This is a genomic window from Streptomyces flavovariabilis (assembly GCF_000725785.1).
GTDB lineage: Bacteria > Actinomycetota > Actinomycetes > Streptomycetales > Streptomycetaceae > Streptomyces > Streptomyces hawaiiensis.
The window spans coordinates 186,517-198,166 of record NZ_JNXD01000003.1; the positions used below are offsets into that span (position 1 = coordinate 186,517).

Below are 11,650 nucleotides of genomic sequence, written 5' to 3' on the forward strand. Positions count from 1 at the left end.
ATTGCAGTAGCCCCTCATTGAATGGAACTCCTCTCATGTCTGACAACATTTCCGTCGCCGGGGTGTCCGTCGACACCCGGCACTGGATCGGCGGTCGCCGCATCGCCTCCGCCGGTAGCTTTGCCGACCACTCGCCTATCGATGGCAGCCTTCTCGGCGAGATCGCCCGGGGCGGGCCCGCCGAAGCCGAAGCCGCTGTCGCCGCCGCCCGGGACGCGTTTCCCGGCTGGGCCACCACCCCGCGCGCCGAACGCGCCCGCATCCTGCACGCCATCGCCGACGGCGTCGACAAGCGGATCGAAGAGCTGGCGATCGTCGAGACCACGGACAACGGCGCCCTGCTCCGTTCGCACCGGCGGGGCGTCATGCCCCGCGTCGCGCACAACTTCCGCTTCTTCGCCGACTGGTTGCTCCGGCTCGACCACGAGGACTTCGAGACGCGCGGTCACACCAACCACGTCAGCTGGGACCCGGCCGGGCCCTGTGTGCTGATCACGCCGTGGAACGCGCCCCTCATGCTCGCCACCTGGAAGGTCGCCCCGGCCCTCGCCGCCGGGAACACCGTCGTCCTCAAGCCCGCCGAGTGGTCGCCGCTGACCGCCTCCCTGCTGGCCGACGTCGCCGCGGAGGCCGGGCTGCCCGCCGGTGTCCTCAACGTCGTCCAGGGCTACGGCTCCGAGATCGGCGACGCGCTCACCTCCCACCCCGACGTGCGCCGCATCAGCTTCACGGGGTCGGTGCCGACGGCCAAGCGGATCGCGGCGTCCGCTGCCGCGAACCTCACGCCTCTCAGCCTCGAACTCGGTGGCAAGTCACCCCTGTTGGTGTTCGCCGACGCCGACCTCGACCTGGCCGTCGACCTCGCCGTGGAGCAGTACGACAACGCCGGGCAGGTCTGCCTTGCCGCGACCCGGCTGCTCGTGGAGGAGCCGGTGGCAGAGGAGTTCACCCGCCGGTTCGTCGAGAAGGTCACGGCCCTGCGGCAGGGCGATCCGCGTGACGAGGGCACCGACATCGGGCCCAACATCCACCCGCGCCAGCTGGAGAAGATCGACGGCTTCGTGCAGCGGGCCCTCGCGGCGGGGGCGCGGGCGGTCATCGGCGGGCAGCGGGGGGACGGGCAGTACTACGCGCCGACGCTGCTCACCGATGTCGAGCAGGACTGGGAGATCGTGCAGGAGGAGGTCTTCGGGCCGGTTCTGACCCTCCAGACCTTCGCCGGTGAGGACGAGGCCGAACGGCTCGCCAACGACACCCGCTTCGGGCTCGCCGCCACCGTAGCGACCGGCGACCGGGAGCGGGCCGAGCGGGTCACGGCCCGGCTCGTCGCCGGCACCGTCTGGGTCAACTGCTTCTTCGTGCGCGACCTCCAGGCACCCTTCGGCGGCTCCCGGCAGTCCGGGGTCGGACGCGAGGGCGGGACCTGGAGCTTCGACTTCTACTGCGATCTGAAGAACACCGTCACCGCCCCGCAGGGATGGGGCCAGGACCATGGGTGAGATCGTCGGGGCCGGGCTGCTCGCCCACGTGCCCACCATCGTGCTGCCCGAGGCCGACCGGCTGGAACTCAACGAGGGCAAGGAGATCACCCTCGTCACCGGGCTTCGGGAGCTGCGCAGGGACGTCTTCGAGCGGGACGACTACGACACCGTCGTCGTCCTGGACTCGCACTGGGCGACCACCGTCGAGTTCGTCGTGACCGCCCAGCAGCGCAGGGCGGGGCTCTTCACCTCCGAGGAACTGCCGCGCGGCATGTGCAGGATGCCCTACGACTTCCCCGGTGATCCCGAACTCGCCCACAACGTGGCCTCGTTCGCCGACAAGCACGGCACCTGGATCACCCCGATCGACGACGAGTACCTGCCGATCTACTACGCCACCATCAACCTCTGGAAGTTCCTCGGGGAGGGACTGCCCGACAAGCGGTGGGTCACCATCGGGGTCTGCCAGACCGGCGACATGGAGGACCATCTGAGGCTCGGGCGGGCCCTCGCCGACGGGATCGCCGCGACCCCGGGGCGACGGGTGCTGCTCATCGCCTCCGGCGCCCTCTCGCACACCTTCTGGCCGCTGCGCGAACTGCGCGACCACGAGGCCGGTGACCCCGTGCACATCCGCACCCCCGAGGCCCGTGAGGCGGACTACGAGCGCATCGCCTGGTTCAAGGAGGGCCGCCACGACAAGGTCCTCGACACGATGGACCAGTTCTGGACGTACAAGCCCGAGGCGAAGTTCTTCCACTACCTGATGATGGCCGGCGCCCTCGGCGAGCAGCGCTGCGTCGCCCGGGGCCGTCAGTACGGCGAGTACGAGAACTCCATCGGCACCGGCCAGGCCCACCTATGGTTCGACCGCCCCGGCGGCGGCTGGACCGCCGCCCACACCCCCGCGCAGGAGTCCGCCCATGCCTGAGTACCGCCGCATCCTCCTTGACGGCGCCGCCGTCCAGGTCACCGTCGACGGTGACGAACTCGTCGCCGGGGACGGCCGCCGCGTCAAGACCGAGGACGCCCGGCACCTGTCGCCCGTGGTGCCGTCCAAGGTCATCGCCGTTCACCTCAACCACCGCAGCCGGGTCGACGAGTTTCAGATCGGGCTTCCCGGCACCCCCACCTACTTCCACAAGCCGACCTCGGCCCTCAACGCCCACCAGGGCGCGATCGTCCGCCCCGAGGGCTGCAAGTGGCTCAACTACGAGGGTGAGGTCGCCATCGTCATCGGGAGGACCGCGCGGAACATCTCGCCGGCCGAGGCGGGGGAGTACATCGCCGGGTACACCGTCGCCAACGACTACGGCCTGCACGACTTCCGCGACACCGACGCGGGGTCCATGCTCCGGGTGAAGGGCTCCGACACCCTCTGCCCGCTCGGCCCCGGCCTGGTCACCGACTGGGACTTCCACGGCAAGCGGCTGCGGACGTATGTCAACGGGGAGGTGGTGCAGGACGGTTCCACCGACGAGATGACCTGGGACATGCACTACCTCGTCGCCGACATCGCCCGCACCATCACCCTGTACCCCGGGGACGTCCTGCTGTCCGGTACCCCCGCCAACTCGCGGCCCGTCCGGCCGGGCGACGTCGTGGAGGTGGAGGTCGAGGGACTGGGGCGGCTCACCAACCACATCGTGACCGGCCCGACCGCCATCCGCACGGACGTGGGCGCCCAGCCCACGGATTCGGAGGAGGTCCTGTCGACCGCGCTCGGCGGCGAGTGGGAGTTCCGTGGCATCCGGCCCCCGCGCCGCTGACGCGGGGCCCGGCCGTCCCGTCGCCGGGCGCGAGCGCCCCGGTAGGGTCACGGGCATGACCGAGCCCGCCGGGCGGCGCCCCCGCAAGCGCGTGAACTACGGCACGGGACGTGAGGCCCTGCTGGAGGCCGCCGTGCGTGTCGTGGCCCGGGGCGGGCTGCGCAGGCTCACCTACCGGGCCGTCGCGGAGGAGGCCGGCGTCACCCACGGCCTGGTCGTGCACCACTTCGGCTCGCGCGACGCGCTGATCGAGGAGGCCGTGGCCCACGCCATCCGCTCCTCCCTGAGCAGCAGCGCCCTCGAACCGGGTACGGGCGAGGCCGCCGACTTCTCGGTGGGGCTGACGGACATGGTGGAGGCCGGTCCGGACCTCCAGGCGTTCCAGTACGAGCTGCTGCTGGAGGCCCGGCGCCGTCCCGAGCTCCTGGCCCACCTGCGGTCGCTGTACGACGAGTACTTCGACGCGACCCGGCGTGAGCTCACCCAGATGCTGCCCGGCCCGGTCGGCCAGGGCTTGTCCCGGATGGTGTTCGCCACCCTGGAGGGACTCGTCCTGCACCAGCTGGTCTTCGGTGAGCGCGAGGTCATCGACGAGGCCCTGGACGAGCTGCGGTCGGTGCTGCGGCTGCTCGCCGAGCGCCGCGGCGACGAGGCCTGACCCGCACCGGTTCCCGCACGCCCCGCCGCGCTGGAATTCCTCGTCCCTCACCCCTTGCCAAACGGATAGTTCCGCCCCACGATGAGGCAACTCGTTTGGCCTGAAACGATCCTTCCTCTCCTCTGGCAGGTGATCCGAGTGGACAGTCAGACGGTCTCCCGGCACGCGGCGAAACCGGACGCGCCCACCGCAGGCACGCTCAAGCCCAACGCCCTCGGCGTCGTGGGCATCCTCTTCTTCGTCCTGTCCGCCCAGGCCCCGCTGACCGGCATCGCCGGTGCGGCCCCCATCGCCGTGGCTCTCGGCAACGGCCCCGGTGTGCCCGCCGCCTATCTGGTGGCCGGCCTGGTGATCCTGCTGTTCTCGGTGGGCTTCGTCGCCATGGGGCGCCACGTGGTGGACGCGGGCGCCTTCTACACGTATATCGGCAAGGGCCTGGGCCGCACCACCGGCACCGGCAGCGCGGGCCTCGCGCTCTTCGCCTACTGCACCATCCAGGCCGCGATGTACGGCCTCTACGGCGCCATCGTGAGCGGCCTGGTCGCGAGCCACACCGGCCTCGACCTGCCGTGGTGGGTCTGGACGCTGGCCACCATGGCCATCGTGCAGGCGCTCGGCGCGGCCGGCGTCGAGATGGGCGCCAAGGTCCTCGCCGTGTTCGTCCTCGCGGAGTTCAGCATCCTGTCGGTCTTCGCCCTGGTCACCCTCTTCAAGGGCGGCGGACCCGAGGGGCTCGGCCTCGCCGACAGCTTCTCCCCGTCCGCTGCCCTGGACGGTGCCCCGGGCGTGGCCGTGATGTTCGCCGTGGCCTCCATGTTCGGCTTCGAAGCCACCGCCATCTACGGCGAGGAGGCCCGTGAACCCAAGAAGACCGTGCCACGGGCCACGTACCTCGCGGTCGTCGTCGTCACCGGCTTCTTCGCGCTGGTCTCCTGGATGCTCGTCTCCTCCTACGGCGCCTCCAAGGCCACCGCGGCCGCGGGCAGGGCTCTGGAGGGGGGCGACGGCGCCGGGTTCGTCTTCGCGCCCATCGCGGCGGACTTCGGCGGCTGGGTGGGAGACGTGCTGCCCGTCCTGCTCGCCACGTCCCTCTTCGCCGGCATCCTCACCTTCCACAACTCGGCCAACCGCTACCTGTTCTCCCTCGGCCGCGACCGGCTGCTGCCGCTGAGGCTGTGCCGGCTCAACCGCCGTCACGCGCCCTCGACCGCCGGGTGCGTCCAGACGGTCCTGGCCGTGCTGCTGGTGGTGCCCTTCGCGCTGGCCGGCAAGGACCCGGTGCTGACGCTGTTCTCCTGGTTCAGTGGCGTCGCCGTCCTGGCGATGATGCTGCTGTACCTGCTGACCTCGGTGTCGGTCGTCGTCTTCTTCCGCCGCGCCCGTCTCGACACCCGCCCGTGGAACACGCTGATCGCACCCGCCCTGGGCGCGCTCGGCATCGCGGGCGCCATCTGGCTCATCCTGGCCAACTTCACCACCCTCATCGGCGGCGAACGCACCACCGCCCTGTGGCTCACACTGTCCGTCCCGGTCGTCATGGCGCTGGGCCTGGCCGCCGCACGCGTGCGGGGCCGGACCGTGGCAGCCGCCGACGGCTGACCGCACGCGCTGCCGTCCGCGGACAGCCCTCTCCAAATCGTTTGAGATCAAAGGAGGTCCTCATGCCGGCCGTCCCCCACGACGAGTGGCTGCGCCGCGCCAAGGCGTTCCAGCTCTCCGGTGGCCATCACATCGACGGCGCCGAGGAGGCCGGGGCTGGGGCGGCGTTCCCTGTCGTCTCCCCGCGGGACGGCCGGGTTCTCGCCGAGGTCGCGGACGGCGGCGCCGCCGAGGTGGACGCGGCCGTCGCCGCCGCGCGGCGGGCCTTCGACAGCGGCCCGTGGCCGCGCCTGGCACCCGCCGAGCGCGGCCGGGCACTGCTCCGCCTCGCCGACCTGCTCGAAGAGCGGCGCGAGGAACTCGCCCTCGCGGTCAGCCTGGAGATGGGCAAACCGATCTCGGACGCGTACGGCATCGAACTGCGCGCCGTCATCGGCACCTTCCGCTGGTACGGCCAGCTCGCGGACAAGCTCACCGACGAGTCCCCGCACACCGCCCCGGACGCCCTCGCCCTGGTCACCCGGGAACCCGCCGGGGTGGTCGGGGCGGTGGTCCCCTGGAACTTCCCGCTGACCCTGGCCGGCTGGAAGGTCGCCCCGGCCCTGGCGGCCGGCTGCACGGTCGTCCTCAAGCCCTCGGAGAACTCCCCGCTCTCCGCCCTGCTCCTCGGGCGCCTCGCCACCGAGGCCGGCATCCCGCACGGCGTGCTCAACGTCGTCACCGGCGACGGCCCGACGGCGGGCAGGGCCCTCGGCCTGCACCCGGACGTCGACGTCCTGGCGTTCACCGGCTCCACCGCTGTCGGCCGCCACTTCCTGCGCTACGCCGCCGACTCCAACCTCAAGCGCGTCTGGCTGGAACTCGGCGGCAAGTCCCCGAACATCGTCCTGCCCGACGCCCCCGACCTCGACAAGGCCGCCGCCACCGCCGCCTGGGGCATCTTCTTCAACCAGGGCGAGATGTGCACCGCCCCCTCCCGGCTCCTCGTGCACTCCTCGATCGCCGAACGGGTCACCGAGGCCGTGGTCCGGCGGGCCCGCGAACTGAAGGTGGGCGACCCGCTCGACCCGGAGACGGAGATGGGCGCACTCGTCGGCCGGGCGCACCTGGACCGGGTGGTCGGCCACATCCGCCACGGCCTCGACGAGGGCGCCCAGCTGCGCACCGGCGGCGACCGCGTCCTTGCCGAGACGGGCGGCACGTATCTGGAGCCGACCGTCTTCGACCGCGTCGACCCCGGCTCGCGACTGGCGCGGGAGGAGATCTTCGGCCCCGTCCTGTCCGTGCTCGCCTTCGACGACCTCGACGAGGCCGTCCGCCAGGCCAACGCCACCGAGTACGGCCTCGCCGCCGGCCTGTGGACCTCCGACCTGTCCACCGCCCACCGGGTCTCGCGCGCTCTGAAGGCCGGAACGGTCTGGGTCAACTGCTACGAGGAGGGCGACCTGACCGTGCCCTTCGGCGGCATGAAGCAGTCGGGCAACGGCCGCGACAAGTCCGCCCACGCGCTGGAGAAGTACACCGAGCTCAAGACCACCTGGATCCAGCTGTGACCCGCCCCCTGATAGCGGTCCCCACCCGCTTCTCGGCCACGGCTTCCGCCCTCCGGTACGCCGCCGAGGTCAACGCCCGCGCCCTGGTCGAGGCCGTCTGGCGGGCCGGCGGTGAACCGGCCGGCATCCACCCGGCGGAGACCGGCACGGCCGCCCGGCTGGCCCGCTTCGACGGCGTCCTGCTCCCCGGCGGCGGCGACCTCGCCCCGTCCCGCTACGGCGCCACCGACACCCACGACACCGTCTACGACGTCGACACCCTCCAGGACACCTTCGACCTCGACGTCGCCCGGCACGCCCTGGAGTCGGGGCTGCCGCTGCTCGCCGTGTGCCGCGGCCTCCAGGTCGTCAACGTCGCCCTCGGCGGCACGTTGCAGCAGGACATGGGCGGCCCCGAGCGTGAACACCGGCACCTGGTGCACCCCGTCACCCTGGAACCCGGCTCGCTCGTCGCCCGGGCCGCGGGCGCCGAGAAGACCGACGCGTCCTGTTTCCACCACCAGCGCGTCGACCGCCCGGGCACGGGCCTGCGCGTCACGGCCCGGGCGGCCGACGGCACCGTTGAGGCCCTCGAACTCCCGGGCGCCGACGGCTGGTTCGCGGCCGTGCAGTGGCACCCGGAGGACACCGCCCACGAGGACCCCGCCCAGCAGGGCCTGTTCGACGCGCTCGTGCGGGCCGCGACCCGGTGAGTCCGCGGTGGGACTCAGGCCCGGGGCCGCCGCCCGCTGCGCCGCGGGGCGGGCTCGGCGCCGCCCAGCAGGGACTGCCGCCGCTCCTCACCGTGCTCCTCCACCTGGAGCACCACACTGCGCAGCCCCTCGGCGAGGCGGCGGCACTCGGCGTCGCTGAGCCCGGCGGTGACGAAGGCCTCCTCCTCGTTGAACGCCGGGAACACCCGCGCCATGAACTCCTCGCCCTCCGGGGTGAGGCGCAGCAGCACCAGGCGCCCGTCGCTCGGATGACCGTCCCGCCGCAGCAGGCCACGGGACTCCAGCGTGCGCACCACCCCCGTCAGCGTGCCCTTGGAGATCCCCGCCTCCTCCGCCACGTGCCGGGTCTCGGACTCGCCCCACACCCAGACCACCCACAGCACCACGAAGGCAGTCCAGGTCAGGTCGGAGCCGCGCAGCACCGAGTTCTCCAGGTGCTGCCGCACCGCGGACGCGGCCCGGTAGATGTTCGCCACCGCCGCCATCTGCTCCCGGCGGATCGCGATACCGCCGAGCTTCGCCGCGGCGAGCTTCTCGGCTTCGGTGATGGATCGGTGCCCCGGCACGGGCGGCTCCTTCGTCTGGTCGGGACGTCTCACGCGCGGGCGGCTCGTCCCGGCCGTTCGGTCGTTCGGACTCAAATTGTACGAAGTCGAAAGGGAAACCCGTCATGCACAGCCCTCCCCGCATGCTCCTCGTCCTCAGCGAGAACTGGACCCTCACCGGCGGCCGGGCCGATCTGCCCGCCGCCGTCCGCTGGGCCCGCGAGGCGGAGGACGCCGGATTCGACGCCGTCATGGTCAGCGAGCACATCGTCCTCGGCCCCGACGCGGCAGCCGCCGGCGTCATGGGCAACCCCCGCGACTACGCCCTCCCCGGCAACCAGGACCCGCACACCCCCTGGCCGAACTCCCTGCTGCTGCTCGCCGCCATCGCCTCCGTCACCTCCCGGCTGCGCCTGGCCGCCGCGGCCGTTCTCGCCCCGCTGCGCCACCCCCTGCTGCTCGCCCGCGAACTCGGCACCCTCGACCTGATCAGCGAGGGCCGGCTCGTCGTGCAGCCGACGGTCAGCTGGAGCAGGGACGAGTACGACGCCCTCGGGGTGCCCTTCACCCGGCGCGGTCGCCTCCTCGACGAGCACCTGGAGGTGTGGGCGAAGGCCTGGGGCCCGTCCCCGCTCTCCCATGACGGGCCGCACTACCCCTTCCGGGACGTCTGGTTCGAGCCCAAGGCGCACCGCCCCGACGGCCCCCGGCTCTGGTTCGGCGGCCAGCGCCTGCACGGCCCCGTCCTGCGCCGCCTCGTCGAGTACGGCCACGGCTTCCACCCGCTCGGCCGGCCCACGCCCGAAGACCTTCAAGGACTCAAGGAGGCGATGTCCGCCGCCGGGCGGGACGTCGCCGACCTGGAGATGATCGGCGGTACGCAGGCCGTCTTCCCCGACGACCGCTCACCGGCGGACCTCGGCGCGGCGCTGTCCGTGATCCCGGAGCAGCTGGAGCAGGGCTTCACGACCTTCTGCGTCAAGCCGAACCAGTTCATCGACGACCCGGGCGGCGTGGGGGAGTTCTGCCACGAGGTCATGCGGCGCGTCGAGGCGCTGACGTCCTGACCGTCCCGGCCCGGATCACCGCTCGACGAACCGTGCGAGGTGATCCGGGTCCGGCCGCAGCAGCCCGTCCCGCACCGCGAGCGCGGTGGCCTCGGCCCGGGAGGCGCAGCCGGTCTTGCGCAGCAGGTGCTCGACATGGCTGTGCACGGTCCGCGGGGACAGGAACAGCGCCTGCGCGATGGCCTGGTTGGTCTGCCCCGTGGCCGCCCGGGTGAGCACCTCCAGCTCCCGGGGGCTCAGCCCGTACGGCAGCTCCGTGGGCGTCTCGTGCACCAGCACCGCGTCCGCCGCCAGGCCGGGCCCGGCCGGATGCCGGTGCAGAAGGACCCGCCGCCAGCCTCCGCCCGCCGGCCACAGCAGCCGCAGCCGCTGCCCGCCCGTGCCGCCGAAGGCGTGCAGCAGCGCACCGAACCCGCCCTCCTCCCGCAGCACCGCGGGGCGGTCGCGACCAGGCAGGTCGATGACGCGGCCGTCGCCGGTGACCAGGCTCGCCGCGTCCTCACTCGCCAGGCCGTGCAGGTCACCGGCCTGCGCCAGCGGGTCGGCGAAGGCGGCCAGGGCGGGGATCACGGAGGCGAGCAGCCGCCGTGCGTCGGTGTCGTAGGCGTTCGCGCTCTCGGTGGAGAGATGGACCAGGCCCACCAGTCGGCCCCGGTGCCGAAGCGCCCCGGTGACGCCGTCCCGGAAACCGGCCGGGCGGACCCGCTCGGCGTAGAACCAGCCGTGCCGGAAGCGCGGACCGGCGTCTTCGGAGTCCTCCGCGTCTTCCGAGATGGACGGCGGCAGCTCCCGCCGTACGACGTTCCGGTACCACGGGGTGGCGACGAACTCCCCGGCCAGAGCCTGCGAGGCCTCGGCCGTGTAGCCGATGCTCGCGATCTGGACGTGGGAGCCGGTCAGCGGGTCGATCGTGAGCAGGGTCGCCGCGTCCAGGGGCAGCGCACGGGCGAGTTCGCACAGGGCCTGCGCGGAGGCCGAGACGGTGTCGCGCTCGCGGGTGAGCATGCCGATGCGCGTGGCTGCCGCGATCTGGTGGTGGCTGGTCATGGCGAGCCTCCGGGGCGGCTCGGGCAGCGATGTCGTTTGGGGCCTAACGATAGGGCTCCGGTCGGTGTCCGGCAAGGTGTTCACCGAGTCCGGCCGTACCCGCAGTCGGTATTTGTACGGATGGCGCGGCGGGCCCCGCGGGTCTTTCCTGTTCGGCACAGCCGGACGCCCGCTCCAGTCGGGCCCGCCCCTCGGAGAGCCCTCGCCATGACCCCACCCCCGTACACCGCCTCGCGCAGACACTTCCTGGCCCTGTCCGCCGCCACCGCGCTGTCCGCCGCCGGATGCTCGGCACCGGAGAACACGGCCGCCTCGGCCAAGCCCTCACGGTCCGGCGGCACCCGCCTGACGAAGATCGGCCTCGACTACCCCTTCACCCAGCTCCCGCTCTACTCCACGCTGGTGAAGCTCTCCACCGCCCAGGCGAAGCGGCACGGCATCTCGCTGCTGACGACCAGCGACAACGCCAGTGCCGACACCCAGGCCGGCAACCTGAACACCTGGGTCGCCCGCAAGGTCCCGGCGATCGTGTCCTTCCCCATGGTCTTCGAGGCCGCCGAGCCCATCGCCGAGGCGGCCCTCGACGCGGGGCTGATCTGGGTGACCTACGGAGGCTCCCTGCAACACCAGAGCGCCGACATCCGGTTCAGCTTCCGCGAGGGCGGCACCCTGCTCGGCGCCGCGGCGGCGAAGTGGGCCCAGGAGCACCTCGGCGGCAAGGGCAAGATCGCCTTCCTCACGGACAGCACCATCGAGCTGGGCCGCGAACGCACCAAGGGCATGATCGACGCCTTCACCAAGGCGGCGCCCGGCGTCGACGTGGTGGCGCGGGAACAGGCCATCGACCCGGACACGGGCCTGTCGAAGACGAAGGCGATCCTCGCCAAGCACCCCGACCTCAACCTCGTCCTCGGCGTCACCGACGCCGCCGCGTACGGCGGCTTCAAGGCGCTCCAGCAGACGGGCCGGGCGAAGGACGACGCCAGAACCTTCGTCGGCGGCCAGGACGGCTCCGCGCCCTCCCTGCTCGCCGTGAAACAGGGCACGTTCTACCGGGCCTCCGCCGCCCTCGCGCCGAAGGACATCGCGGCCGCCATCGTCGACGTGCCGCGGGCGGTCGCCGCCGGACAGGCCGACCCCAGCGCCGAGGTGCCGGTCACGCTCGTCCAGCGCGCCGACACCGCCCGGATCGACGCCCTGCTCGCCCAGAACGCCTAG

General features: G+C 72.4%; 11 protein-coding genes. 9 read left to right on the plus strand and 2 right to left on the minus strand.

Features of this window, described 5'->3' with window-relative positions:
* The first annotated feature begins 35 nt into the window (after positions 1–35).
* The 7 genes from IO24_RS0108300 to IO24_RS0108330 all read left to right on the plus strand — a co-directional run bounded on the left by IO24_RS0108300 (position 36) and on the right by IO24_RS0108330 (position 7,752).
* Complete coding sequence (locus IO24_RS0108300; protein ID WP_031133458.1) at positions 36–1,499, plus strand: aldehyde dehydrogenase; 1,464 nt, start codon at positions 36–38, stop codon at positions 1,497–1,499.
* Positions 1,492–2,412 (plus strand): 3,4-dihydroxyphenylacetate 2,3-dioxygenase, encoded by a 921-nt coding sequence (locus tag IO24_RS0108305; RefSeq protein ID WP_031133460.1) that lies wholly within the window; start codon positions 1,492–1,494, stop codon positions 2,410–2,412. Before IO24_RS0108300 ends, IO24_RS0108305 begins: the two co-directional genes overlap by 8 nt.
* A complete protein-coding gene (locus tag IO24_RS0108310; protein ID WP_031133462.1) occupies positions 2,405–3,250 on the plus strand; it encodes a fumarylacetoacetate hydrolase family protein in 846 nt (281 codons plus the stop codon). Before IO24_RS0108305 ends, IO24_RS0108310 begins: the two co-directional genes overlap by 8 nt.
* A gap of 55 nt (positions 3,251–3,305) precedes the next feature.
* Positions 3,306–3,908 (plus strand): TetR/AcrR family transcriptional regulator, encoded by a 603-nt coding sequence (locus IO24_RS0108315; RefSeq protein WP_031133464.1) that lies wholly within the window; start codon positions 3,306–3,308, stop codon positions 3,906–3,908.
* 138 nt (positions 3,909–4,046) lie between these two features.
* A complete protein-coding gene (locus IO24_RS0108320) occupies positions 4,047–5,507 on the plus strand; it encodes an APC family permease (protein WP_031133466.1) in 1,461 nt (486 codons plus the stop codon).
* A gap of 62 nt (positions 5,508–5,569) precedes the next feature.
* Positions 5,570–7,060 (plus strand): aldehyde dehydrogenase, encoded by a 1,491-nt coding sequence (locus IO24_RS0108325; protein WP_031133467.1) that lies wholly within the window; start codon positions 5,570–5,572, stop codon positions 7,058–7,060.
* Positions 7,057–7,752 (plus strand): gamma-glutamyl-gamma-aminobutyrate hydrolase family protein, encoded by a 696-nt coding sequence (locus IO24_RS0108330; protein WP_031133468.1) that lies wholly within the window; start codon positions 7,057–7,059, stop codon positions 7,750–7,752. Before IO24_RS0108325 ends, IO24_RS0108330 begins: the two co-directional genes overlap by 4 nt.
* Before the next feature lie 14 nt (positions 7,753–7,766).
* Here the strand turns inward: IO24_RS0108330 and IO24_RS0108335 are convergent, their stop codons facing one another.
* A complete protein-coding gene (locus tag IO24_RS0108335; protein WP_031133470.1) occupies positions 7,767–8,339 on the minus strand; it encodes a MarR family winged helix-turn-helix transcriptional regulator in 573 nt (190 codons plus the stop codon).
* A gap of 104 nt (positions 8,340–8,443) precedes the next feature.
* Here IO24_RS0108335 and IO24_RS0108340 point away from each other — a divergent pair, with 104 nt between their 5' ends.
* Positions 8,444–9,385: a TIGR03619 family F420-dependent LLM class oxidoreductase gene (locus tag IO24_RS0108340; protein ID WP_031133472.1), complete on the plus strand. Its 942-nt coding sequence runs from the start codon at positions 8,444–8,446 to the stop codon at positions 9,383–9,385.
* Positions 9,386–9,400: 15 nt separating this feature from the next.
* Here IO24_RS0108340 and IO24_RS0108345 read toward each other — a convergent pair whose 3' ends face one another.
* On the minus strand, positions 9,401–10,432 hold the full coding sequence (locus tag IO24_RS0108345) for a helix-turn-helix transcriptional regulator (RefSeq protein ID WP_031133474.1): 1,032 nt from the start codon (positions 10,430–10,432) through the stop codon (positions 9,401–9,403).
* A 207-nt stretch (positions 10,433–10,639) separates the two neighbouring features.
* Here IO24_RS0108345 and IO24_RS0108350 point away from each other — a divergent pair, with 207 nt between their 5' ends.
* A complete protein-coding gene (locus IO24_RS0108350) occupies positions 10,640–11,650 on the plus strand; it encodes a sugar ABC transporter substrate-binding protein (RefSeq protein ID WP_031133476.1) in 1,011 nt (336 codons plus the stop codon).

Bases quoted from the DNA above. Each gene is read 5' to 3' on its own strand.
- IO24_RS0108300 (WP_031133458.1), top strand. From the start codon at position 36: ATGTCTGACAACATTTCCGTCGCCGGGGTGTCCGTCGACACCCGGCAC.
- IO24_RS0108305 (WP_031133460.1), top strand. From the start codon at position 1,492: ATGGGTGAGATCGTCGGGGCCGGGCTGCTCGCCCACGTGCCCACCATC.
- IO24_RS0108310 (WP_031133462.1), top strand. From the start codon at position 2,405: ATGCCTGAGTACCGCCGCATCCTCCTTGACGGCGCCGCCGTCCAGGTC.
- IO24_RS0108315 (WP_031133464.1), top strand. From the start codon at position 3,306: ATGACCGAGCCCGCCGGGCGGCGCCCCCGCAAGCGCGTGAACTACGGC.
- IO24_RS0108325 (WP_031133467.1), top strand. From the start codon at position 5,570: ATGCCGGCCGTCCCCCACGACGAGTGGCTGCGCCGCGCCAAGGCGTTC.
- IO24_RS0108340 (WP_031133472.1), top strand. From the start codon at position 8,444: ATGCACAGCCCTCCCCGCATGCTCCTCGTCCTCAGCGAGAACTGGACC.
- IO24_RS0108345 (WP_031133474.1), bottom strand. From the start codon at position 10,432: ATGACCAGCCACCACCAGATCGCGGCAGCCACGCGCATCGGCATGCTC.
- IO24_RS0108350 (WP_031133476.1), top strand. From the start codon at position 10,640: ATGACCCCACCCCCGTACACCGCCTCGCGCAGACACTTCCTGGCCCTG.